19 protein-coding genes are annotated in these 24683 nt (G+C 43.1%); 2 read left to right on the plus strand and 17 right to left on the minus strand.

Annotated elements, in window-relative coordinates; translation table 11 throughout:
• Positions 1 to 85: 85 nt before the first annotated feature.
• Positions 86 to 1012 carry a cobalamin-binding protein gene (locus tag RM368_RS17675; protein ID WP_322695263.1) on the minus strand — a complete coding sequence of 309 codons (927 nt, stop codon included), beginning with the start codon at positions 1010 to 1012 and terminating at the stop codon, positions 86 to 88.
• 448 nt (positions 1013 to 1460) lie between these two features.
• Here RM368_RS17675 and RM368_RS17680 point away from each other — a divergent pair, with 448 nt between their 5' ends.
• Entirely contained in the window at positions 1461 to 3680 is a 2220-nt protein-coding gene (locus tag RM368_RS17680; protein ID WP_322695264.1) for an ATP-binding protein, read from the plus strand.
• A gap of 374 nt (positions 3681 to 4054) precedes the next feature.
• Here RM368_RS17680 and pruA read toward each other — a convergent pair whose 3' ends face one another.
• The 3 genes from pruA to RM368_RS17695 all read right to left on the minus strand — a co-directional run bounded on the left by pruA (position 4055) and on the right by RM368_RS17695 (position 11334).
• Complete coding sequence (pruA, locus tag RM368_RS17685; RefSeq protein ID WP_322695265.1) at positions 4055 to 7072, minus strand: L-glutamate gamma-semialdehyde dehydrogenase; 3018 nt, start codon at positions 7070 to 7072, stop codon at positions 4055 to 4057.
• A gap of 471 nt (positions 7073 to 7543) precedes the next feature.
• On the minus strand, positions 7544 to 9481 hold the full coding sequence (locus tag RM368_RS17690; RefSeq protein WP_322695266.1) for an eIF2A-related protein: 1938 nt from the start codon (positions 9479 to 9481) through the stop codon (positions 7544 to 7546).
• Positions 9482 to 9966: 485 nt separating this feature from the next.
• The gene (locus tag RM368_RS17695; protein WP_322695267.1) at positions 9967 to 11334 is read right to left on the minus strand and encodes a protein kinase domain-containing protein; all 1368 of its coding nucleotides are present in this window, start codon (positions 11332 to 11334) and stop codon (positions 9967 to 9969) included.
• A gap of 509 nt (positions 11335 to 11843) precedes the next feature.
• Between RM368_RS17695 and RM368_RS17700 the strand changes: the two genes are divergently transcribed.
• Positions 11844 to 12494, plus strand: coding sequence for a hypothetical protein (locus RM368_RS17700; RefSeq protein WP_322695268.1), 651 nt, complete (start codon positions 11844 to 11846; stop codon positions 12492 to 12494).
• A 149-nt stretch (positions 12495 to 12643) separates the two neighbouring features.
• Here RM368_RS17700 and RM368_RS17705 read toward each other — a convergent pair whose 3' ends face one another.
• The 13 genes from RM368_RS17705 to RM368_RS17765 all read right to left on the minus strand — a co-directional run bounded on the left by RM368_RS17705 (position 12644) and on the right by RM368_RS17765 (position 24682).
• A complete protein-coding gene (locus RM368_RS17705) occupies positions 12644 to 13435 on the minus strand; it encodes a HEAT repeat domain-containing protein (RefSeq protein ID WP_322695269.1) in 792 nt (263 codons plus the stop codon).
• A gap of 107 nt (positions 13436 to 13542) precedes the next feature.
• Complete coding sequence (locus RM368_RS17710) at positions 13543 to 14388, minus strand: HEAT repeat domain-containing protein (protein WP_322695270.1); 846 nt, start codon at positions 14386 to 14388, stop codon at positions 13543 to 13545.
• The gene (locus RM368_RS17715) at positions 14389 to 14649 is read right to left on the minus strand and encodes a phycobilisome linker polypeptide (protein WP_322695271.1); all 261 of its coding nucleotides are present in this window, start codon (positions 14647 to 14649) and stop codon (positions 14389 to 14391) included.
• An 82-nt stretch (positions 14650 to 14731) separates the two neighbouring features.
• Positions 14732 to 15601, minus strand: coding sequence for a phycobilisome linker polypeptide (locus RM368_RS17720; protein WP_322695272.1), 870 nt, complete (start codon positions 15599 to 15601; stop codon positions 14732 to 14734).
• A 173-nt stretch (positions 15602 to 15774) separates the two neighbouring features.
• Entirely contained in the window at positions 15775 to 16587 is an 813-nt protein-coding gene (locus tag RM368_RS17725; protein WP_322695273.1) for a phycobilisome linker polypeptide, read from the minus strand.
• Positions 16588 to 16851: 264 nt separating this feature from the next.
• A complete protein-coding gene (locus RM368_RS17730) occupies positions 16852 to 17142 on the minus strand; it encodes a hypothetical protein (protein WP_322695274.1) in 291 nt (96 codons plus the stop codon).
• 150 nt (positions 17143 to 17292) lie between these two features.
• The gene (gene cpcA, locus RM368_RS17735) at positions 17293 to 17784 is read right to left on the minus strand and encodes a phycocyanin subunit alpha (protein WP_322695275.1); all 492 of its coding nucleotides are present in this window, start codon (positions 17782 to 17784) and stop codon (positions 17293 to 17295) included.
• Between the two features lie 87 nt (positions 17785 to 17871).
• A complete protein-coding gene (locus RM368_RS17740; RefSeq protein ID WP_229495790.1) occupies positions 17872 to 18393 on the minus strand; it encodes a phycocyanin subunit beta in 522 nt (173 codons plus the stop codon).
• Between the two features lie 417 nt (positions 18394 to 18810).
• A complete protein-coding gene (locus tag RM368_RS17745; protein ID WP_322695276.1) occupies positions 18811 to 19626 on the minus strand; it encodes an alpha/beta hydrolase in 816 nt (271 codons plus the stop codon).
• A complete protein-coding gene (locus RM368_RS17750; protein ID WP_322695277.1) occupies positions 19586 to 19771 on the minus strand; it encodes a hypothetical protein in 186 nt (61 codons plus the stop codon). The genes RM368_RS17745 and RM368_RS17750 overlap by 41 nt, the downstream gene beginning before the upstream one ends.
• Before the next feature lie 36 nt (positions 19772 to 19807).
• Positions 19808 to 20827, minus strand: a complete 1020-nt coding sequence (gene hpnH / locus RM368_RS17755; RefSeq protein ID WP_322695278.1) for an adenosyl-hopene transferase HpnH — start codon at positions 20825 to 20827, stop codon at positions 19808 to 19810.
• Between the two features lie 70 nt (positions 20828 to 20897).
• A complete protein-coding gene (gene hpnA, locus RM368_RS17760) occupies positions 20898 to 21923 on the minus strand; it encodes a hopanoid-associated sugar epimerase (RefSeq protein WP_322695279.1) in 1026 nt (341 codons plus the stop codon).
• On the minus strand, positions 21923 to 24682 hold the full coding sequence (locus tag RM368_RS17765; protein ID WP_322695280.1) for an efflux RND transporter permease subunit: 2760 nt from the start codon (positions 24680 to 24682) through the stop codon (positions 21923 to 21925). Before RM368_RS17765 ends, hpnA begins: the two co-directional genes overlap by 1 nt.
• Position 24683: the final 1 nt, after the last annotated feature.

The raw sequence follows: 24683 nt of genomic DNA on the forward strand, positions 1-24683 counted from the left end.
TCACTCAGCCTGACTTGAATTCATACTGAATTCTGACCGGAGCTTTCGGAGTCTCCGGCTCCGCTCCTGAGTTCTGAATTCTTTTTTACAAACGTTCCCAAGCAGTTCCTTTGTAGCCGTATTGAAAAATTTCTGGATGCAAAATTTCTGCCAAAATTTCTAGAGAATCTACCAGTCGCGGCCCTGGACGATTGAAATAAGAATTGCCGTCGGTAATGTAGACTCTACCAGTTTCGGTAGCATGTAGTTTTTCCCACTCTGGACGTTGAGTTAATAAATTGGCTTCTTTGCGAGTGCGGTTTAAATCAAAGCCACAAGGCATAAAAATAATTATATCGGGATTAGTTGTTACTAGTGTTTCCCAAGGCAAGATTGGAGAAGGCTGACCTGTAGCGCAAAACAAAGACTGTCCTCCTGCTAAGTTAACTAATTCAGGAATCCAATTAGCGGCGATCATCAAAGGATCGGTCCACTCGATACAAGCGACAGTAGGCAGTTCATCTAAAGAAAGTCCTTGGATTTTTTGCTGGCAGATTTTGACGCGAGCTTCTAAATTTTCTAAGACTTTTACTGAGTCTACGCCAAAGATGTTGCTGACTCGTTCAATGTCAGCCCAAACATCCTGGAGAATATTGGGTTGTAAAGAAATAATCTGAGGTTTACTATCAATTAGTGTAGCAACTGCCTTTTCAACATCGTGTAAGCTGACAGCACAAACATCGCACTGGTCTTGAGTGAGAATGTGGGTAGGCTGCAATTGCTCTAAAACATCTGTTTTGATTTCATAAATGCTCAGAGCAGATTGCAATAAACTGTTCACGTCGTCGTGAATTTGGCTGCTGGAGGCATCACTGTTTAAACGTGCTTGGGTACAAATGGGGCGATTGAGGATTTCTGGAGGGTAATCGCATTCGTGCGATCGCCCCACAATAGCATTAACTAACCCTAGTGTCGCTAAAATCTCCGTTCCACCGGGAATCAGGGAAACAATTCTTACATCACTATCTGTCATCGCTCCACCTCCGCAAAAGCTGCCGTTACCTTAAGTTTGGCAGAATTTGAGCCATTAAGTATCTTTCTCTAGGAGAATCAAGGGTATTTTGCTAATCAATACTAAGCAAGAAATTGTACTAGGGATTGGGTATTGGGAAAAGTCTTTAGCACTCCCCAGTTTCAAATAAAAAATACTATACTACTTATACTACTTGATAGTAAAATTACTTAATCGTGAAATTACTAGAAATGCTAATTACCCCCTGGCAAAAATTATTGGTATGAAGTAACAGAAGTAATCAGCAAAATCTAGCTTATAACTAATTAGCCAGAATCATAAAATTTAGTTAGAAAAATTATACTTTCCGGTTATGAAAAACCATAGCAAGTAATTGTAGTTATACAAAGACAGTTCTACTTTTTCCGTAGAACTGCAAGTCCAAATTATTTCTTCTTGAGGGCAACTAATGCAGGTAGTGTCAGCTAGAAATATAACAGAGCACAACCAGGCCCAAGAGGCTTTACGAATCAGAGAAAATAGTCGGCGAAAACAAAGCCAGATGCTGGTGCAACTGGCAAGAAGCAAGACATTTCAGCAAGGTAATCTCAATGCGGTGTTGAGGGAAATTACAGAAACTGCTGCTCAGACGCTGTTAGTAGAGCGAGTTGGAGTATGGTTATATAATGAAGAACGTTCAAAAATTGAATGCATTGATTTGTATGATGTCAGGACAAAGAAGCATACCTTTGGGAACTCGCTTTTAAAAACAAATTTTCCTGCTTATTTCCAGGCTTTAGAAGAGGAGCGTACTATTGCCGCAGATGATGCCAGAAACGATCCCAGAACCCAAGAATTATCCGAGTCTTATCTTTCAGTTTTGGGCATCACATCTATACTAGACGCACCAATTTGGCTAGAGGGTCATTTGGTAGGCGTAGTGTGTCACGAACACATAGGTGAAGGTCGCCAATGGACTTTAGAAGAAGAGAGTTTTGCTGGCTCAATTGCAGATTTTGTGACACTGGCTATAGAAGCGAGCGAGCGAAACGTCGTACAAGAAGCACTGCGACAGAGTGAGACACAATTTCGGGCGATTTTTGAGCGTTCCTCTATCGGCATTGGTCTGATAGATATGAAAGGGCAGATAGTTGATACTAATCTGGCACTATGCGAGATTTTAGGATACAGCCGAGAAGAGTTATACGGCAAGTGCTTTACAGATTACATTTCCATAGAAAAGGAGGATTTAAAACTTTACAAACAACTGATGTCAGGAATTCGCACAGACTTAAAGAAAACTTCGAGGGACGGTTTGCAACCATCCAAACATCAGAAACAGCTTGTCGAAAGACATCGTATTGAGATAGAAAGATGCTGCCAGCATCAAAATGGTAACTTACTTTGGACTCATATCTCTGTTTCTGTTATACCAGGCAGCAATGGTAAACCTGAGTTTTTTCTAGCGATGATTGAGGATATTACTGAACGTAAGCAAACAGAGTTGAAACTACGTGCCTCTCAAGAAGCAGCAGAAGCTGCCAATCGAGCAAAAACTGAATTTTTAGCAACCATGAGCCATGAGTTGCGGACACCTCTGAATGCGATTATGGGTTTGTCACAGTTATTGCAACAAGAAATAGTTGGCTCTCTAAATGAAAAGCAGAACGAATATGTAAGTTGTATATATAGTAGTGGCGAACATCTACTGGCAGTGATTAACGATATCCTTGACTTATCTAAAGTAGAAGCAGGTAAAGAGGATCTGTTACTATCATCTTTGTCAGTGGTAGATATATGTAATTATGCTATCTGGACAGTGCGCGATCGCGCCTCAGAAAAGGGATTGCAACTCACACATGAAATTGACCAAGAAGCTGATATTTGCATTGCTGATGAGCGGCGCATCAAGCAAATGCTACTCAACTTGCTTACTAATGCGATTAAATTCACCCCAGCAGGCGAAGTATCCCTGGTAGTCAAAAAAGTGCCACAAGGGATAACGTTTACAGTTTCAGATACTGGTATTGGTATAGACTCAAGTCAGTTTCAATTTTTATTTGAACCGTTTAAACAGCTTGACAGTCGGTTAAATCGGCAGTATGAAGGCACTGGTTTAGGTTTAGCTTTGACGCGGAAATTAGCCCGTTTACATGGTGGAGATGTTACCGTGACATCAACTTTAGGAAAGGGCAGTCAGTTCATTCTGTTTCTACCAAATCCAGAGCATCCGGAACATGGGGAAGATGAGACAAATCATCTCGATGAGATAGAAGTGGAAGCAAACTTAACCTCGTCCTCCTCTTCTTTAGGCATCTCCACAAATAAAACTATTTTGCTTGTAGAAGAAGAGGAAAACACAGCAACAGTATTGCAAGATTATCTCCACACAATTGGCTACCAAGTCAAGTGGATAGATAATGGTAACGACTTTTTGAAACAGTTGCAAAGCTTCCAACCAGATTTAGTTTTTTTTGATTTGCAGTTAGTAAAAGATGTTCATATCTGGAATTTGCTGAATATCCTGAGAAAAGAGCCTTATCGGGAACATTTACCGATTGTGATGATGAGCTTTAGCGAACCTTTAGAGGAGGAAATCGCCATGGTACCAGGTAGTTGTGATGACTACCTGATCAAGCCAATTCGTATAGTCCAGCTAGAGTCAATTTTAATGAAATATTTTAGTTAATTGCTCATAAAATATTCTCATCTAAATATCTGATTCTAGCAATACTTACAGCTTCCACATTTAAATAAGCAATTAGGCGATCGGATATTTCATCTTTGCCATTAAATTATCAAGCGGGATCTACCCCTTGTTCTTCTTTAAAAACTGATTTTCTAATTACTTAAATTGCCGGAAAATCTTTAGGTAATTCAGCAAATTTTACAACTAAATTACTCATTAAACTCTGTTTGATGTTACGACCTATTGTAATTTAATAAGAGAGGCAGGAGGCTCAGTTGGAATACTGCCCAGTTGTTGAGCGTAGCGATGCACTGAGCCGGTCGTTGTGTCGAAACACTGCTTCCTGCCGCGACCAATCAGGGAAAGGTTTAAGTTTAATCTGCTCCTTCAATTGGTGCAAAACCTTGACGTTGAATATTTTCTGTCACCGCGCGCGGTTCTAAAAATTGCAGTAAGTAGTCAGGGCCCCCTGCTTTAGAACCTACTCCCGAAAGTTTGAATCCACCAAAGGGTTGCCGTCCAACGATCGCTCCGGTAATATTGCGGTTGATGTACAAATTCCCAACTTCAAATTCTGTCTGCGCCTGCTGAATGTGCGAAGGTGTTCTAGAATAAAGTCCGCCAGTTAAAGCGTAGTTTGTACCGTTGGCGACTGCTAAAGCTTCCTGGAAATCTTTCACCCGAATTACCGCCAGCACAGGGCCAAAAATTTCTTCCTGGGAAATTACCGCATTTGGCGATACTTCACTAAAGATGACTGGGCCGATAAAGTAGCCTTGTTCGGGTGCTGGTAATTCCAACGCCACTTCTGCTTCTGCCTTACCCTTCTCAATATACTCGCGAATGCGATCGCGGGCATTAGCATCAATTACTGGCCCAACTTGTGTACTCGGTAACTCTGCTTCCCCAATGTTCAAGGATTTTGTGGCTTCCACCAATCGTTGCACAAAGGCATCATAAATCGGTTCCAGCACAATCACCCGCGAACAAGCCGAACATTTCTGGCCACTATAACCAAATGCCGACTGCACTACTCCCACAACAGCTTGGTCTAAATCAGCACTTTCATCAACGATAATGGCATTCTTTCCGCCCATTTCCGCAATCACGCGTTTCATGTGTTTCTGTCCGGGTTTCAGCGTTGCCGCCTCTGCGTAAATTCTACAGCCAACTTCCTGGGAACCCGTAAAAGCAATTACATGAGTATCTGGATGATTTACCAAATAAGCGCCGACTTGCGAACCCTTCCCAGGTACGTATTGAAATACACCTTTGGGAAAACCAGCGTCTATCAAGATTTCTGTGAGTTTCGCTGCAATTACAGAAGATGTTTCCGCAGGCTTGAGGAGAGTACAATTGCCCGAAACCAAAGCTGCAACAGTCATTCCACAAGCGATCGCTAGCGGAAAATTCCAAGGAGAAATCACTACAGCAATTCCTCGTGGCTGGTAGATATAATGGTTAGTTTCGCCAGGTATGTCATAATTCACACCTTCGTCTAACCGTTCTATCTCATCAGCGTAGTACCGACAAAAGTCTATCGCTTCCGAAACCTCTGCATCAGCTTCCTTAACTGGTTTTCCAACTTCTAAAACTATCCAAGCTGAAAATTCAGCGCGGCGGAGTTCCATCAAATCACCCGCTTTCCGCAAAATATCAGCGCGTTGTTTAGCTGGTGTTTTCTTCCACCCAGGAAACGCCGCTTTCGCAGCTTGCATCGCCTGTTCTGCTTGTTCAACGCTAATTAACCCAACTTTACCAATTACCTCACTGAACTTAGAAGGATTCAGAGAATCAACAAATTCCGGTGGATTAACATACTCGCCATTAATCAGTGGTAAATAAGTTTTACCCAATTGTTGACGAACGCTTTGGAAAGCTTGCGCCGCCTTCTTTCTCACTTCTTCCTCGGCGTAATCGGTATCAGCAGCACCAGAGAAATGAGAGTGAGGAGTTAGGAGTGAGGAGCGATGCCCTGAGCCTGCCGAAGGGTTAGGAGTTAAAGAGTTTTTTTCTTCTTTGACAATCGGCGCTGCTAATAACTCTTCAATCGGTCGATTTTCGAGATTTTGGCGTAAAAAAGAACTATTAGCGGTATTTTCCAACAATCGGCGAATTAAATAGGCCATCCCAGGTAATAATTCACCGTAGGGACAGTAAACTCTCACCCGATAACCTTTATCAACCAAAGCCTTGGCAACTTTATCACCCATACCGTAGAGGACTTGCAACTCAAAGCGACGGCGGGGGACATTTAAACTTTCAGCGATGGCAATGGCGCGAGAGTGCGATCGCACATTATGGCTACCAATGGCAGAATAGACATATTGATGATTTTCTAACAACAATTGAGTGATAGTTTCAAAGTTAGCATCAGTTGCGGCTTTGTCGTTGTAAACTGGCTGTGGCCAATGCTTCTGCGCTGCTTTGATGGTTTCTTGATCCCAATATGCGCCTTTCACCAAGCGGATTGTCAGGGGATAACCGCGTTCTTTCAACCAAGAAATTACGTCTTTGGCATCTTGTTCGCTATCACGCAGATATGCTTGAATTGTCATGCCAATATCTGTGCGTTGCCGAAATTCTTCTTCTAGTAAGAGTTTTTTCAGAATACTGAGAGTTATATCCTTATAGGCATACTGTTCCATATCAAAATGCACAGCTGCCCCTAATTCTTTAGCACGACGTAAGAGAATCCGAATGCGATCGCTAACTCGCTCCTCACTACCTTTAGCATCTAACGGGTCAAATTGGGAATAAAAGGCCGTTAATTTCACAGAAACCTGAACTTTTGGTATCGGTTCGCCATCAGCCTCATCAATCGCCGGAATAACTGCCCAATTCTTCGATGCTTCCACCAATTGTTGCATTAATTCTAGATAGCGTTCTAGATAAGACTGCGCTTCGGCTTCGGTAATTACGGCTTCACCAAGTAAATCGATGGTAAAAGCCATTTTTTCTTTTCGCAGTCGTTCAACTGTTTTGATGACTTGTTTGATATTTTCCCCAGAAATATATTTATGGGCAAGTGTCTCAACCGCTGTACCAACCGTTGTAGCAGCAACTTGTCCAGGCATCGAGTCGGGGTTAGCAAAGTTTAGCATTCCCTTCAAAGCTGTCGGCAATTCTACAGATTCATCGCCTAAATATTCTTGTAAATGTGAGGCAATTTCTGATTTGCTGTGCAAAGCTGGTAACGTATCTATAAAGCGAAATAGTTGCACCCGCAAGCCAGGGTTACTCATTGCCCAAGCTAGTAATTTATCATCCCAACGCATTTGATCCCGCAGGGAAGAAAAAAATGAACGATTTTCCTGCGTTGCGGCTAGAAGTTGTTTAGCAATTTCTTGGGTTTTAGCTTCGTAGGTGCTTGTTTGTACTTGTAATACCACTGAGTAATAACTCCGTTAATCAAGGCAAGGCTTTTTGTCGAAAGCCTGTGTCTTCTATTTTGACGCTTTCATTTAGCTCTCACCATTATGAGGAATTCGTAATTCATATAGTGCAAGGATTCCATTGATTTTGAATGATGTACTTACGCCAGCTAGGGGAACTGGGGAAACTGGGGGAGAAAGATGTTTTCAAATATACTCAAGCTTTAATGAGTGTTTTTCTCTCATAATTTTGGCTCAATTTCTTTATTGCTAGCTGGTTACCAATAATCTTGTCCCAGTTGTAGTTAATCCTGGCTCAACACACCAATAGTTGCAATTAATCCTAGCTCAGAATGAACCTTATTGCTGTTCGCTACACCTAAAAGCCTTTTAATATAAGAAAATTTAAGCTGTTTAAATCTCGTTAGTTATAAAATTCTGTTAGTACTTTTTAGGACATAAAAATATGTATTTTAAAGTAAGTAACACTTAGTCAGAGTTTCTCTTTAAACCGTCACATATATGCATGTCACTCTGATCATCAGGAGGATTAGTTTTAAAATATTCGCTGATAAAATTGCACCCTTCGTTCAGTAAATAATTAAAATCCCACCTCCACAGTCTCACGGTATTGTCAGCACTTGCAGATGCCAATACCTTACCGTCCGGGCTAAAGCTGATGCTATGAACCGAGTTTGTGTGTCCAGTGAGAGTTTTGAGTAACTTACCAGTGGTGATATCCCACAGTTTCACTGTATTGTCAGCACTTGCAGATGCCAGTACCTTACCATCTGGTCTGAAACTAACACGACTAACCCATTCTGTATGTCCTTTAAGAGTTTTGAGTAACTTCCCAGTGGTAGTGTCCCATAGTTTCACTGTATTGTCAGAACTTGCAGATGCTAGTACCTTACCATTCGGGCTGAAACTGACATTATTAACCTCATTTCTATGCCCACTAAGAGTTTTGATTTCTTTGCCAGTGGTAATATTCCACATTTTCACTGTTCTGTCAGCACTGGCAGATGCCAATACCTTACCATCCGGGCTAAAGGCAACTCCCCAGACTTCAAGTTTATGCCCTTTAAGAGTATTGAGTAGTTTGCCAGTGGCACTGTCCCACAATTTTATCGTTGTGTCAGCACTAGCAGATGCCAGTAGCTTGCCGTTTGGGCTAAAGCTAACTTTATTAACAGGCTTTGTATGCCCTTTAAGAGTTGTAAGTAACTTGCCAGTAGTAATATCCCACAATTTTATCGTTGTGTCATAACTAGCAGATGCCAGTATCTTGCCGTCTGGGCTGAAACAGACACCAAAAACCCATTTTGTATGTCCCATAAAAGTTTTGAGTAACTTCCCAGTGGTGGTATCCCACAGTTTCAGCGTGGTGTCACGACTTGCAGATGCCAACATCTTGCCATCTAGGCTGAAGCTAACGTCTTGAACTACGTCTGTATGTCCACTGAGGGTTTTAATTTCTTTGCCAGTGGCAGTGTCCCACAATTTTACAGTTCTATCAGAACTTGCAGATGCCAGTATTTTGCTGTCTGGGCTGAAACTAATTTCATTAACCCTACTTGTATGCCCCTGAAAAGTTTTGATTTCTTTACCAGTAGTAATATCCCATAGTTTCACAGTGCTATCACTACTTGCAGATGCCAGTATCTTACCATTTGGGCTGAACCTGATGTCATTAACCCCGTCTGTATGTGCTTTAAGAGTTTTGATTTCTTTACCAGTAGTAATATCCCATAGTTTCACAGTGCTATCACTACTTGCAGATGCCAGTATCTTACCATTTGGGCTGAAACTGACGTTATTAACCCCGTCTGTATGTCCTTCAAAAGTTTTGAGTAATTTATCAGTAGTAATATCCCATAGTTTCACAGTTCTATCAGAACTTGCAGTTGCTAGTGTCTTGCCATTCGGGCTAAAACTGATACCAATAACTGGATTTGTCTGCCCAGTAAGAGTTTTGATTTCTTTGCCAGTGGTAGTGTCCCACAGTTTTACAGTGTTGTCACTACTTGCAGATGCTAGTATCTTGCTATCCGGGCTGAAGCTAATGCTGTCAACTGCGTTTGTATGGCTAGTGAGAGTACAGACACGTTCCACTGGTCTGTTGTCTCCTAAAAAATCGGATGGTTCAGGGTCAAGTGGGCGGTTAATTTGGGGTAGGGCTGCTACCAGCCGCCACTGTAACTGGGTGATTGGATACTTACTCATGAAGAAAGGCGCTACCTTTACTAAGTGCCTTGGACTTTCATGCTCATCCCTCCCCATTTCTATTTCTGGAGATCCCATTTGAAAAATGCCACCGGGAATTGCAAGCATTTCTAGCTTCTCTTGACTACCAACGCTTTCAAAGAATAACTGTGCTTTGCTGAAACGGTAGAGATATTTTTGTTCTTGCGTATCTATCATCATAGTATTGCCAAACTCACATTTAGTTGTATACTGTGTACTCTTTGGCTATAATCAACCAGCCTGCAATCATCTGTTTCGACCAGGATTATTTGCCAATGTTTATACATTTAATAATACGTTTATAAGCGCGTAGAGAGTGGTTAATACCAAAAGTAATAGCCCCGACACCGCAAAAGGGGAGCAACGTGATTTTGTGAGGTTGGGTGAAAAAGGTGCGATCGCTAAAAACTAACTTCAGTACAATATAAATATTTGCAACAATTAAGCCAGTATTAACACTGGGAAACTGGGAAACTTTTATTTTTATTTTCAGATATAAATATGATTTTTAGCGATCGCACCTTTTTTGTCCCACCTCACCAAATCGCATTGCTCCCTTTACACCGTGCGTTCTAGGGACTTGCAATTAAAAATATTTCATCATAGAAGCATTGCGCCCCGACGACAGATGTGGATTAAATAGATAAAAAATCCTATAAACTCGACTATGACAACGCACTTAACAATGCCCGCTTAAATTCGGCTGCACTCTTAAAGTGAATTTCTGGCTTATCAACCAACGCCAAATCAATCACCTGCGCTAGGGGTTGCATAATTGTTGCATCTCGTTGGCGAATTGGTATGGGATTATTCTGTAAAACTGCCAGAAAAGGATCGCCTGTGAAGTTGCGGGGGAAACAACCTGTTAGCATATTGTAGAGACAAGCCGCAACTGCCCAAATATCTACCTCCGGTTGGGCATATTTAAAGTTAAGCACCTGCTGTCGCGGCATGAAAACGGGAGTACCCGCTTGAGTCCCAGTCAAAGTTTGACCACTTAAACCAGCCAAGTCAAAGGCCTTAGATAAGCCGTAATCACCGATTTTAGCCACCAGCTTTCCATCAATCTTAGTCAAGAAGATATTACTCGGTTTGAGGTCGCGGTGAACTATACCTTTACCTTTGCCAAACTTCCCATCAGCCAGTTTGACATAAGGAAGTTCAACATTGTGGGCATATTCTAAAGCGTCTAAAATTTGGAGAATAATCGGTACTGCAATATCAACAGACAATCGCCCACCCAGTTGTTGCATGAAATCCCATACAGTACCGCCCTCACAATATTCCATTGTAAAAAAGAAGATAATTTCCGAGAAGCCAGAATCCATCAGTTGCACTACATGAGGATGTTGCAAAGCTTTAGTGTTTTCAGTCTCTCGGAGAAACATCTGCACAGCAAAGTCATTCGCCGCCACTGCTGGTAACATAACTTTTAAGGCTATGAACTTGCCAGACTGATTATGCTTTGCTAAATAAACTTCTCCGAATTCACTCGTGCTAAGAAGTTTGACAATATTATAACCGCTAATTGCTTTGAGGCTGCGATCGCCACTCTCAGCCAATTTCAGAAAGTATTTGATGATGTCTAAGAAATAAGTTTGTTGTACTAGGTTATTTTTGACAGTAACATCGTCAGGGATGAAGGTTGGTAGATTTACTCCATCTGGATGTATTTCTATACTAACTTTAAAGACAGTGTGACCTAAATTGATTTCGTCGCCTGTTCGTAAGTCATACTCTGGAAAGTTTAATTTTACGGCTTCTTCAGCCGTTTGATTTCGTTGGCGTTGTCCGATGTTTTTACCGTTAATGTAAGTGCCATTTTTACTACCAAAGTCCCGCACCCGAATATCAGGAGGATTAATATCCAGTAGACAGTGATAGCGGGAGATGCCCCGATGATTCTCATCATCTGGTAACTGAGGATTGCAATCTGGACTTCTACCGATTATGCAGCTACTGCGGCAATCAAAAATATATTGCTGTCCTAATAATTGTCCTTGGATAACGGTAAGGATGATTTTAGCTGGCATCTTAACAATAAAAAATTAATGCCCACAATCATAACTTACCTGTATCAGATATCACAGTGGTGAACCACTCATATCCCGCTGATATTTGAAATTAACGGTTCCCCTTCCTGTAGGTGTGGTTGCAATACGGTTCGGATAAGCATTTTTCACTTTCCTGCGGTCTGGGAAAAAGGGAAGGTGGGTTCCCTTTGGAGATAAGGGGCGAGGGTAAAGAGTAAAGGATGTATTCAAAACCTTTCTCTTTTCCCTTTAACCGAACCGTATTGGGTGTGGTTGGGTGCTAGCAATACCCAGCAATTCTCGAAACTCGAAAGTTTCATTGATTTATAACTTGTAAATATATTCGCGTGAACTCACTCCTAACCCTTTACTACAAGTAAGGGGAAGAAAATTTTTCCTCTTTTTCTCGTAGCAAAGTTAGAAGGTGAGGTTCTACTTGAAGTCTTCTACTGCTGTTTTAACAGCATGTACTTATTTTTTCCAATACTCAGAATGGGTATACTGCCTCTATGCCTACAAAAAAATTTATGGATATTTTATTTTATAACTGGCAACACACACTCCAACCCTTTGGCGTCGATCGAGTAGCGGCTGAGAAAGCCTTTAATTTCTTGGTTGAAGCTTACTCTACCCCCGATCGCTATTACCATACACTGAAACACATCGATCGCGTCCTCAGCACAATTGAGATTTTGCAAGGCTACACCAATAACTTAGCTGCTGTTCAACTAGCTGCCTGGTTTCACGATGTAGTGTATGACACTGAAGCCAAAGATAACGAAGAACGAAGTGCAGACTATGCTTTTGAGTTGCTGAGTAATTTGGGTATTCCAGAAAGTATCATAACTACTGTCACCCGTCTGATTCTGAACACTAAAAACCACCAAGCTGCGGTAAATGACTATGATAGCCAAGTCCTAGTTGATGCAGATTTAGCGATTTTAGCTACTAACCCAGTTGATTATGAAGAATACGCCCATGCTATTCGTCAGGAATATGGCTGGGTGGCAGAGGGAGATTATATCACAGGTCGTCAGAAAACTTTAGAACGATTTTTACAGCGATCGCGTATTTATTTTACGCCTTTAATGTCAGAGTTTGCCGAACCATCTGCTCGTGGCAATATCCAGGCAGAAATTCAATCTTTATCGCCTGGTTAGTTTGACAAAAATTTAAAGTCTTGGGAACCAGGACTCCCCATCAAAGAAGAAGCGAATGTAAGACCAAGAAAACAAGGAGTTCTGAAGCCTATCCCCGATGAATTGGCAGACCTAACACCATACCGCAAGCGCGGTTGGTGTCTGGTGATTTACCGTCTGCCACCACCACGATGAGGTATTTCAGGCACTTCAGTATTTTCTAGCTTTCTTTTTGGTGCAAACATTTCTTGATGTTGTTGCTGTTGAATTTTTTGCTGTGCAAATTTTACGCGGGTACGAACTCCCACATCGGCATCAGTATCGAGTATTTGCTGAAGTTGATTTGTAATCCGTGACGCTTGCTCTGGTAAAGTGACTGCTATGGCAATCGCTAGTGTTTCTAAACTCGTCACTGCTGCATAACGCACTATCCACTCTGGATCTTGAGAAATTACTAATAGTGCCTCTAATACCTGAGTCTGAACAGATTCCACTTTCTCAGCAGGTAGTTGCTGCCAGTGCAAAGTGCCTAATCCCCTAGAAGCTGCTCGCCGCACGCTTAAGGAAAAATCGTTTTTTGCTGCCTCTAACAAGGTATCCAGCGCCCGGACATCGCCAATTCCCGCTAAGGCGCGAATCGCCCAGGCTCTAGCACTGTAGTTGTAGTCATCAATTAGTTCCAATAGTGAGGGTACTGCGGCTTCGCCGATCGCAATTAGTCCATCTACTGCCGCCACTGCTGCCCCTGGATTGTTGTAACCTAAAGCTGCAATCAGAGTGGGAACAGATTCTTCAATACCAGCTGCCGCTAACTCCTGAACTGCGTCTAATAAGCGATCCGAAGAGTCTGCTTCTTTCACAGCACGAATTAATATTTGGGCCAGGTCACTGTTATTCATAATCATTTGCCATGAGTCATTAGGGATCTGCCAATTGTAGCTTAAGCCCTCCGTAGTTGACATCAGACATAAACCCCCTAGCCCTTATCTCGCAGTTATGTTAGGGGTTTATCTGTGGTAAACAGTTGATTTAAGCGTATTAATAACAACTAATGCCTGGGAAATTATGACTACAATAGCGAGTCCATCAAATTTATCACTTTTATCGCACCTGCTGACAAAGTGCTTGTTGCTGTATGGTTAACTTGGTATTCTAGTAATCCTTTAAGAGAAATTAGCTTCAAGCTATTTTCAGCAAGAGTTTCGGCGATCGCATCTGCTGCGGGTAAATATGCAATCGCTCCCAAGTCTGCTAACACTGCTCGACGCAATTGCAATTTATCTCCTGCCAGAGCTTTTACTAACCGTTCTCCATAAACTGGTTCTTGGGTTAATTGATACATCGCTCGTGCGGCGGCATATTGCACCAATTCGATTGGATGCTCTAAAAATGGTTTTACAAAAGGGATGCACTCAGTCGCCCTCAAGGCTCCCAAGGCTTCTAAAATAGCTTCGTAGGGTTGAGATAAATCAGGCTGTTTTAATATCAGCTGCTCTTTCTTCAAACCTACTTGTAATAGCTCGCTCAGGGCGGGAATGCAAACCGGATCGCCCAGCATTTCTAAGGATTGTACCGCCGCTTCCCGGACATAAAAATCTGAGCAGTCTAAACAGGCAATTAAAGGTGAGACTGCTTGGCGATCGCCTAGTTTTCCTAAAGCCCTAGCTGCGTTACGTCGCAGAGGATATCCGCCTTCTGGTGTTCTGTCGGCTTCATCCTCTAACGCTTTAATCAATCCTGTAACCGCAGCTGCTTCACAGATCCGAAACCTACCCAACCACCAAGCAGCATAAAAGCGCAAACCTAAATCTGCACTCTCAAGATTAGCGATCGCTTGCTCTACTGTTAAAGATTCATCATCGCCAGAGTTACCTGTCGGTGATAAATCTTCAAATTCCTGCGGACTAGAATTCATTTATGAAGAAGGAGGAGCGCTTTGCTCGCTATTTGTTTGAGGTTCAGCGTTCAATGGCTGAATGCTGACTATTTTGCCACCCAAGCGAGTAATCCGCTGCATTTCTTGATTCATCCGGTTTTCAGGTACTGTGAAAAACACAGTAGCACTAGAACGAATAGGATAGTTGGTTTTTTCAGTTTCTTCAACTTGACGCAGACCCACTACTTCATACCGAAAGTAGCGACTACTCGTTGATGTACTACTAATTGCTCCAATCATAAAATTAATTCCCAATTCTAGATCGTCATTAGTCGTTTGCCCTTAATAATGACTATTGACTAATGACTAATGACTATTGACACTAAAGGGGTTTCACACTTGCTATTTTACCACCTTGTTTCACCACTCTCTGGAAGTAACTAGATAGTTCTTCATAAGGTATAACCACTGCTTGATTGACGCGGCGTGTGCTGGGATACCCAGCTCCAAAAACACCTGCTACTTCAATGCGGTAAAGTCTGCCTTCTTTACCAAAAGTTCCCGCACCACCAAAAGTACTGTTGGGGGTAACGCCTTTTTCAGAAGCAACGTATGAAAAGCCTGAAGAGGCACCGGAGGGAGGAACAACGACGGATGCGCTATTGCGACCTAGTTCGCTAGCAAGGCGGGTGTCTTTGCCTTTGAGTTGGGAGGTATCGCTACTGGCATAGCCGCGATAAAGTTGAAATATCCGGGTAAATCCGACAGTTTTTTGTCCTGTTTGGGTTTCAAAGCCGCGATAGTAAGGCACTATATTTTCACCAAAGTTAGATTGATACTCTGGCGAATCAATATAAGAATCGATGTCAGCTTCATATCCCTTGGTTTGATACAAGTCTAAGTGATAGACGACATCAGACTCATCATAAGGGGCACGACCTAACAAATGTTTGTAGTTCAGTTCGATGACGCGAGTTTGGAAGTTGTCGTAGAAAAATTTGGTTTTGTACAGTTCTGATTTAGCTACTTGACGCACAAACTCTTGCACTGTATTTTTTCCATCGCGGAGGATAGATTCAGCACTTGTTAGGCGATCGGATGCCAATATGTAGTTGTTGCCCAAAACTTGACGATAGACGGCAGCAATTACTCTTTCGATGTCTTCTTTGGTTGCATTCGGACGCAATTCCACAGGAGACTGATCGCTAAAAGGTTCTGTTCCCAGACGGGAAGCTGCTGTTGTAATAGCCATTGGTAATTTTCCTTTTGTAATTAGTAGTTGGAAAAATTAGGAGTTAGGAGTTAAGAGTTAGGACTTAAGAGTAGGGATATAGTTAGGAATTTAAAACTCATAACTTCTAACTCCTCACTCTTCACTTCTAACTCCTCACTCCTAACTCCTCACTTAATTCCCCAATTCCCTATTTATACGGCTGTAATGCTAATAACTTTACTGCCCTTGCGATTCAACTGCTGCAATTTACTAGAAAGTTGTTCGTAGGGTACGATCAATTCCGCAGTACCGCGCCTTACTACAGCTGAGTTTGGGGAAGCTGCTTGTAACACTCTGATCCGGTATGTTTCGCCGCGATCGCCTCTAGAAAGACCTGCTAAGGCTCCAGCAGAGACTGGATAAATGGGTGAAGCTAAATTCTTAGCCACTTCCCAAGTGAGGCGTCCTTGTTTTTGTCCTTGAGCGCGATCGCTATTGGCATAACCCCGATACAGTTGGAACAGTCGGCTATAGCCAACATTTTTCTGTCCTACTTGACTTTTAAAGCCTCTGTAGTAGGGCACAATATTTTCGCCAAAACTCTCTTGATATTCTAATGAGTCAATGTAGGAATTAATCTCAGCTTCGTAACCTTGTGAGTTGTAAAGCTCAACATGGTACGAAATCTCTGACTCATCTTCTGGGGCACGCCCCAATAAATGCTTATAATTCAACTCGATAAACCGAGTTTGGGAGTTGGAGTAGAAAAACTTATCCCGGTAGAGTTCTGATTGAGCAATGGCTAGCACAAATCCCCTGACGGTGATTTCACCTTGCTGCAACAGTGATTCTGCACTCTCTAGACGCTCTCCTTCTAGTAGATATGCATTACCCAAAACCTGACGGTAAGCCGCCCGGATAACCACTGCCACATCGGCTTCTGTTCTATCTGGGCGTAGTTCTACTGGTGCTGAATTTTCAAACGCTGCAATCCCTAATCTTGCTGCTTGTCCCAAAGCTGCCATCTTTAACCTCCTCAGTTTTAACTGCAAAACTGAAAACTTTTTAGAAAATTTTTTTCTAGTCTTTTAACAGTCTTTTTGAAATTGACACTCACCTTACTTTAAATTAGGTGATTTTTAAGACATAGCTGCCTTAATATCCTGTTTCCACAGGTTCCCAGGCTCACCTTATCAGTTTGGCAGTCCCTACATGGGAGAGAAAAACCTTCAGAAGTTCTCTGTCAGACACTACGCGTAGCTTCCTTCCCTGTAGGGGGCGCGGACTCGCTAACGTTGCACTTGCATCTTTCCTTCCTTACGGAACGTTCCGCGAACACGTAGCGTCTCCTGAGAGAAGGTAGAAGATTGCGCTCGCTGCCTCACCACATCTGCCACTAGGGCGTAGTGATATCTCCTTACGTTATTTCGGGCGTATACTTTACCCCCAGTCCGAGGGTAGGTGTTTAAATCTTGTACTGACAAAAATATTGTGCCAATTGACGGTAGCTTAAAAGAGGCACTGGGTTGTGAACTTTCCCAAATTTGTAGCAAATACCGTGCTACGTCGGCAGCTTTCATCCCTGTTCTAAAGCAAAAAATACAGAACTACGTTCCTCTTTCTCCAGGGTTTTCTGCTAGCTTTTCTTAAAAAACTGCCCGGAGAGATAAACAACTCATAGAACTTACTTGTCATAAGAGCTGATTTCCTCTCCGGGCTAAAGAAACACTCTAGCTTAGAGTATTGATTACATAGTCGATGTAGGAATTTGCTTCAACACCTGGATCGCCGCTGAGACCGTGGTTAGCTTTGATGTACTTGAGAGCTTCAATGTACCAGCTAGGAGACAGTTCAAAAGTCCGGTTGATTTCAGCCAAACCAGAAATCAAGAAATCATCCAAGGGGCCTGTGCCACCAACAACTAAAGCGTATGTGATAATCCGCAAGTAGTAGCCGACATCACGTACACACTTGCTCTTGCCGCGTGCATCAGCCGCGAAGTTAGGGCCTTGTTGTTGAGTGGTGTAAGGGTACTTGTTATACACCGCTTGAGCTGCACCTTCGGTCAAGCGTTGAGCATTGGCGCTCAATGCTTTTGCTGCTTGTAAGCTAGCTGGGGCTTGGCGGAAGCGACCAAAAGCAACTTGAATTTCAGTGCTGCTAAGATAGCGACCTTGAGAATCAGCCGATGCAATTGCTTCAGTTAGAGGTGTTTTTGACATTTTGCTATTTCCCTTTCACAAACTTTATGGTTGAAATTTTGTTTTGTCCTATGGACAATTATTTAGTCAACATCAGCAATGCTTGGCTTAAGCCACAGCAGCCGCAGCACGATCGAAATAGCTAGCTATTTCAGATGACAGAGCGCTGCAATCTCCTCTGGTGATGTTGTTGGGATCGTTGACAATGGCCAAAGAAGCTTGTTTCAGCTTTTGAATACCAACAGCAACTGAAGCTCCTGGGGTTCCCAATGCTAAATAGGTTTCCCGCAAACCATTGAGGGCACGGTCATCTAGCACGCTGGAATCGCCAGCAAAGATAGCGTAGGTGATATAGCGAAGAATGATGTCCAAGTCTCTGATGCAAGCAGCAGCGCGACGGCTGGTGTAAGCATTACCACCAGGAGTGATCAATTGGGGTTGTTCTGCCCACAAATCACGAGCGGCAGCAGCAACAAGAGCAGACGCATTGCTGGTAATCCGGTTAACGGCATCTGTACGCTTGTTACCATCTTTGACTAGTTCGCTCAATGCATCCAATTGTGCATCGGAAAGATATTCGCCGCGTGTATCAGCTTGGGAAACTACTTTGGCAAATGCATCTAAAACCATTGCGTTAAATCTCCTAATGTGCTCGGTTAAGAATAATTGGACTCAAAACTGAATGGTTCAGTTGATTTTGATGTCAGCACTGCCTGACGAGTTACGAAAGGTTTAAAACAGACATCCAAGAAATAAGTTTACGATCTCCAGGCTTTCAGATTAAAACTTTTGTTAAAAAACTTCAAACTTCCATGAACGACTGGAAAACCTCATTAAGATGTTGTTTTTTACTTCCAAGTTCTCTTTATACAATGCTGCCGTATCATTATTTATTACAAATTATTGTTATGTTTGTGAAATTTATTTACATAACTTCATATTTTTGGTCTCTGTTTAGTTTACGAGCCGAGCGTTGCTCTTGTGGGAGGGCATAGATGTTGTAGTTACTATCACTTTGTAGTGATGTCTTATATGTTTTATGTAAAATTACTTAAATTTATTTTGGAGAAAGGCAATAATGCGCTTGAATGCTTGCGAGTCTTGGTAAAGAAAGCCATGACCGCCCTTAAAGAACTCTAAATACGAACCTGGTATCTGTTTGTGCATTGCCTCAAGATTGGCAGGAGGAGATATGCCATCGTGATGGCCGCCGCAGATATAGACAGGAATATGCAGTTGAGAAAGTCGATTATATGTGTCGTGAGCAGCACGAGCCTCAAGCTGGCGACGACGCCCAACTTCACGACTTGGTTCGTCTATACCCGCTTGAAAAACTGCTAGTGTCAGCTTTACTAATTCCTGAAATTGTGTAGTTCGGCTAGAGAGCCAAGCTTCCTCTTGCCAATGGGTATCAGCAATTGTGATTTGCCGATGAGCTAGTTTTTCAGCAGCAAGGTTTGCGAGTTCATGTAGTGGATATGACGATCCACCAGCACCGCCACTACTAGTACAGGCCAAAACAAGACGTTTAACGCGGTGTGGATAGCGCAGTGCCAACTCTTGGGCTACCATACCCCCAAAGGAAATTCCGATGACATGAGCGCTTTCCCACCCAACTGCATTTAACAAAGAGTCTGCATCAGCGGCGTAATCTGCTATGGTGTAAGGAATATCAGGTTTTGAAGTTTGACCCAGACCGCGCTGATCGTAGGCTAAGATTTCAAAGTGTGGGGCTAGTGGTGAGTCAAAAATAGTCGGCGATCGCTGCAAATCTCCTCCAGTACCACTGATACTAAGTAGGCGTTGACCAATGCCACGAATCTCATAATACATTTGCAGGTCGCGAACAGATACAAATGGCATAAGTATTTTTCCTGGTGAAATTCGGCGAATTTGGCTCAAGGAGCGATCGCAATATCTCTAAATAAGCATTTTCTTTTTCTGTTAAGCACATTCCAGTACGATCGGAATCCTTAAAGGGTGCGTAGGCGTAGTCCGCAGCAGTCATCGCACCCTTCAATATGTAGCATTTACTACTTACTTACTAATTCCTACCAAACACACTGCCAAGGGCACGCGCCATATTTTGCGGCTGCATTGCATCCATTGCGGCGGTGGGTTCGTAGCCGCAGTGAACCATACAATCGGCACACTTAGGATTACCACTCTTCTGGCCGTATTGACTCCAGTCAGTTTGTGCCAGTAATTCCTTAAAGGTAGAGTAATAACCTTCGTTCAACAGATAGCAAGGTTTTTGCCAACCGAGAACGCTATAACTAGGGCTACCCCAAGGTGTGCATTCGTAGTCCTTCTCGCCAGTGAGAAAATCTAGAAACAACGGATTGTGATTAAAGTTCCAGTTTTTTTCACCACTTTTATATGGAGCCAGAATTTCTCGGAAGAGGGCGCGGGTTTGTTCGCGGTGGAGAAAATGATCTTGATCTGGCGCCCACTCGTAACTGTAACCGGGAGAAATCATCATCCCGTCAGTATTTAGTGTTTCCAGAAAGTTGAAGAACTCTTGCATATCTTTGGGTTCAGTACCTTCAAAGATAGTGGTGTTAGTTGTAACACGAAAGCCTTTAGCTTTAGCGGCGCGAATTGCTTTAACAGCAATATCAAAAACACCTTTACGATCTACGCAGCGATCGTGTAATTCCCGCATTCCATCCAAATGCACGCTGAAAGTGAGGTAAGGAGAAGGTTGAAACTTATCCAAGCTCTTTTCTAATAACAAACCATTGGTACACAAGTAAATATATTTCTTGCGCTCAATTAATCCTTGGACAATCTCATCAATTTGGGGATGCAGCAGAGGTTCTCCACCAGGAATGGAAACAACTGGTGCGCCACACTCTTCCACAGCAGCAAAACACTGTTCTGGGGTGAGATTTTGCTTTAATATTTCCTTTGGATGTTGGATTTTACCACAACCAGTACAAGCGAGATTACACCGAAAAAGAGGTTCTAACATCAACACTAAGGGGAAGCGTTTGCGTCCTTTCAAACGCTGAGTAACAAGATACTTCCCAATATCCATAGCTTGTTGTAGATTAACTGCCATTGTTGCGATCGCTCCTCTTTTAAAGATAAATGCACCACTTTTTCAACCCCAAGATTTATCTGTGGGGTCTTCAGTTTTGAATGCGTGAATTTTGAATTTTGAATTTCCCAGAGGGGTTGACATATCCTTGAGCAACAAACCAATCCACAGCATCTTTGAGTGCGGCGTTTAGCGAAGATTGGGGTAGACCCAACTCTCGTACAGCCTTGGAAGCATTGTAATACATAGGTTGTTTCGCCATCCGCACGCCATCCAATGGCACTGAGGGCGATTTACCCAATGGTGCGAGAATTTTTTCATCAACCCAGGCAACACTCAGGGGCAACCAAGCGGGTACTGTTTGTTGAGGTGCGCTCAGACCTGTGATATCGGCGAGTTGTTCGAGTAGTTGCTTAAGACTGAGGTTTTGATTACCTAAGATATAGCGATCGCCAGATTTACCCCGTTGCAAAGCCAGTAAATGCCCCCATGTCACATCCCGCACGTCGATAAAATTTAGACCAGTATCCAAGTAAAAGGGCATTTGCCGTCGTAAAAACCGCAAGATTATATCACCCGTCGGGGTAGGTTTGATATCCAACGAGCCAATCGGACTGCTGGGATTGACAATAACTACTTCCTGACCTGTAGCAACGGCTTGCATCGCTTCTTGTTCAGCCAGAAACTTAGACTTTTTGTAGTCACCCACCAACTTTTCTAAGGGACTCTGATGTGTTTCATCCACAACTTCCCCTGACGATCCTACCCCAATCGCTGCCACTGAACTCGTGTAGACGGTGCGCTCAATATTAGCTTTGCGAGCTGCTGCCAATACATTGCGCGTACCCAGAACATTGTGACGGTGGAGTAATTCACGGTCTGTTTGCCAGAGGGAATAATGGGCTGCGACATGAAATAGGTATTGACAACCTGCCATTTGTTGCCAGAGATTTGGATTGTTCAAATCGCCTTTGACAATTTCCACATCCAAACCGCGTAGATTCTCCAAATTGCTGGTTGAGCGTACCAGTGCTTTGACGGCATATCCTTCCTGTTGGAGCAACCGTACCAAATGGGCGCCAATAAAACCCGTCCCCCCCGTGACAAAAACCTGCATCAACTTCCCCCCTGCTCCCCTGCTCCTTGGTCACTGAGCGTAGCCGAAGTGCTGCTCCCCCTCTTCTTAAATCGGGGAAACCAATCATCCAAAATGGTGTAGACGACTGGCACAACAATCAAACTGAGGATAGTTGAAGTTACTAGTCCACCTGCGATCGCTACAGCCATCGGCGATCGCAATTCGGAACCAGCACCCAAACCTAATGCGATCGGCAGCATCCCTAAAATAGTGGAGGCCGTGGTCATCATAATTGGTCTGAGGCGCACTAATCCGGTGTTGAGAATCGCCTCTGTACGGTCTAAGCCAGCATTGCGTAACTGGTTGATATAATCTACAAGCAAAATCGCATTTTTATTTGCCAGCCCTAGTAAAAAGACGAAACCGATCAATGAGATCATACCAAAGTCGCTCTTGGTAATTAGTAGCGCCAACATTGCCCCCACTAGTGCTAAAGGCAAAGAGACACCAATAACTAAAGGGTCTACCCAGCTTTTGAATAGTAAAATTAGTACCACAACAATGCATAAGGCAGATAAAGCTAAAGTACTGCCGAAACTGCTAAAAACCTTATTTTGGTTAGCAGAGTCTCCTCCTAAATTTAAAGAAACATTAGAGGGTAACACCGCGTTTGCTTCAGCTACCACTTTGTCAGTGGCATCACCCAAAGACAGATCCTTGCCAAGATTAGCACTGATGTAGGCCACCCGCTGATTATTCAGACGCTCGATCTGAAAAACCGTGCCCTGTGGATTCGTTTCACCTGTAACTGTGACATCAGCGAATCCCGGTAGCCTTTGAATCCTTTCTTTAATTGCTTTGACTGCTTTGCTCAAAGCTTGGAGATTATCACCTTGTAATGCTATTTGCAGGGGTTTTTGACCGCCAGAATCGACAAATTGAATATCTTCAACACTAGTAGTTACCCCAGAAATAACAGGTAAGGAGGAGCGCAACTGGTCTTGTAATTCCGCAGTTGTAATTGTGCGGTTTTCCTTTAACTTTACATATAGTGTCCCTTTATTTGGTTCACCCTCACGAGAACCAACAGTGGTAAATACCGTTTCAACTGCCGATGATTTTCTGACTACATTTTCTAATTTCTTTGCAACTTCAAGAGAATCGTTCAAGGGATTGGGAATTTGAGACTGGAGACTAGGATTTATCCCCTGCTCCCCTGCTCCCCTGCTCCCCTGCCCCTCTGCCTCTCTGCCCTCCTGCCCCTCTCGTCCACTAGGAATACTCGGCAAAGGAGCCGTATAAGCAATATTAAATTCGCCGCGATCTAGTTTGGGAATAAATCCTTTGGGAATTAGTGGAATCAGTGCTATACCTGCAATGAAACTGAGTACAGCTAACCCGATAACTATCTTGCGGTGATTCAAAGACCAACTGAGCAAATTTCTGTAAGATTGGGTAAACGCCACCCATATTTTTGCTTCTCGACGCGGGGAGAGTGAGGATTTAGGTTTGAGCCAGTAGATGGCCAGAACTGGAGATAAAGTCCGAGCAACTAGCATAGAAGCAAGCATCGCCGCGGATACAGTGATGCCAAAAGGCTTGAAGAACTGACCAATTACCCCACCCATTAAACCTATGGGTAGAAAAACTGCTACTGCTGTTAAAGTGGCGGCGGTAACTGTCAACCCAATCTCATTTGTCGCTAAAAGCGCTGCTTGGCGAGGAGTTTCCCCATCGTCAACGTGTCGCATGATATTTTCCACATCCACGATCGCATCATCAACAATGCTACCAATCACCAAAGCTAAAGCCAGCAGGGTGATTGTTTCCAGGTTGAAGCCGAAAATCGCCATGACGATAAATGTCGCCAGCAAAGACGTGGGAATCGCTAAGGCAGAGATCAGAGTTGCCCGCCAATTCCATAAAAAAGGAAAAATTACCACTATTGACAACAAGACTGCTTCCAGCAAAGCATCGATGGTTGACTGGGTGGCTTGGCGGATATATTCTGCTTGGGTAGCCGCTAAGGTGAGTTTGACATCTTTGAGGGTAAAGCGTAGCCTTTGAACTTCTTTCTCAACTTGACTCACTACTTCCAAAGTATTAGCATTACCGCGTTTGATTACCTGAAATGCAAGTGCATCTTCACCGTTAAACCGGACTAATGTTGCCCCACCTTGGGGAACCGTTGCACTCGCATTTGCTGGATTTATCGGAGGAGTTGCAGTCGCAGCGCCTAGTAGTGAGACTTTTAATACTCCTGGTAATTTAGCGATCGCACTGACAATCTCATCTTGCGCTAATTTCGTCAAATCTTTGAGATTCCGCGTGGGACTCTCTATGGCATAACTAATGGCGGCTGACTCGTTTAGATTCAGAGGAATAATTTTAGAAGTCGCTCCTTGAGGTAAAGTTAGCTGCTTTAGGGCAGTTTCAACCTTTTTGGTCGATGTTTCTAAATTTGTCCCAACCGCAAAAGAAAGGGCAACAGCTGTTTGACTAGGATAGGTTGATGAGCGGATATTCTCCAGTCCTTCAAGGGAGCGGAGGCGTTCTTCTAGGGGTTTGGTAAGCTTCGCTTCTGTATCCAGAGCAGCTGTCAGGGGAGCTGTAGCATTTACAACCACCACTGGAAAAGTAATATCTGGAAACAAGGCATATTTAAGGGAACTGAAAGCCAGAACACCAGCTACCGTTACGGCAATCCAAAAACTCACCGTCAACCACGAAAATTGAATCGCCAATTTGGAAATATTGAAGAGTTCTCGTGCGGATTTGGAGTTATGAAGCTTTACCATC

The organism is Nostoc sp. DedSLP03 (assembly GCF_034530815.1).
In the GTDB taxonomy this organism is placed as follows: domain Bacteria; phylum Cyanobacteriota; class Cyanobacteriia; order Cyanobacteriales; family Nostocaceae; genus Nostoc.

Bases quoted from the DNA above. Each gene is read 5' to 3' on its own strand.
- hpnH (WP_322695278.1), bottom strand. From the start codon at position 20,827: ATGGCAGTTAATCTACAACAAGCTATGGATATTGGGAAGTATCTTGTT.
- RM368_RS17725 (WP_322695273.1), bottom strand. From the start codon at position 16,587: ATGGCAGCTTTGGGACAAGCAGCAAGATTAGGGATTGCAGCGTTTGAA.
- RM368_RS17745 (WP_322695276.1), bottom strand. From the start codon at position 19,626: ATGCCATTTGTATCTGTTCGCGACCTGCAAATGTATTATGAGATTCGT.
- RM368_RS17690 (WP_322695266.1), bottom strand. From the start codon at position 9,481: ATGATGATAGATACGCAAGAACAAAAATATCTCTACCGTTTCAGCAAA.
- RM368_RS17730 (WP_322695274.1), bottom strand. From the start codon at position 17,142: ATGAAAGCTGCCGACGTAGCACGGTATTTGCTACAAATTTGGGAAAGT.
- RM368_RS17680 (WP_322695264.1), top strand. From the start codon at position 1,461: ATGCAGGTAGTGTCAGCTAGAAATATAACAGAGCACAACCAGGCCCAA.
- RM368_RS17700 (WP_322695268.1), top strand. From the start codon at position 11,844: ATGCCTACAAAAAAATTTATGGATATTTTATTTTATAACTGGCAACAC.
- RM368_RS17715 (WP_322695271.1), bottom strand. From the start codon at position 14,649: ATGATTGGAGCAATTAGTAGTACATCAACGAGTAGTCGCTACTTTCGG.
- cpcA (WP_322695275.1), bottom strand. From the start codon at position 17,784: ATGTCAAAAACACCTCTAACTGAAGCAATTGCATCGGCTGATTCTCAA.
- RM368_RS17675 (WP_322695263.1), bottom strand. From the start codon at position 1,012: ATGACAGATAGTGATGTAAGAATTGTTTCCCTGATTCCCGGTGGAACG.
- RM368_RS17765 (WP_322695280.1), bottom strand. From the start codon at position 24,682: ATGGTAAAGCTTCATAACTCCAAATCCGCACGAGAACTCTTCAATATT.
- RM368_RS17710 (WP_322695270.1), bottom strand. From the start codon at position 14,388: ATGAATTCTAGTCCGCAGGAATTTGAAGATTTATCACCGACAGGTAAC.
- RM368_RS17720 (WP_322695272.1), bottom strand. From the start codon at position 15,601: ATGGCTATTACAACAGCAGCTTCCCGTCTGGGAACAGAACCTTTTAGC.
- RM368_RS17705 (WP_322695269.1), bottom strand. From the start codon at position 13,435: ATGTCAACTACGGAGGGCTTAAGCTACAATTGGCAGATCCCTAATGAC.
- RM368_RS17750 (WP_322695277.1), bottom strand. From the start codon at position 19,771: ATGACTGCTGCGGACTACGCCTACGCACCCTTTAAGGATTCCGATCGT.
- RM368_RS17695 (WP_322695267.1), bottom strand. From the start codon at position 11,334: ATGCCAGCTAAAATCATCCTTACCGTTATCCAAGGACAATTATTAGGA.
- RM368_RS17740 (WP_229495790.1), bottom strand. From the start codon at position 18,393: ATGGTTTTAGATGCATTTGCCAAAGTAGTTTCCCAAGCTGATACACGC.
- hpnA (WP_322695279.1), bottom strand. From the start codon at position 21,923: ATGCAGGTTTTTGTCACGGGGGGGACGGGTTTTATTGGCGCCCATTTG.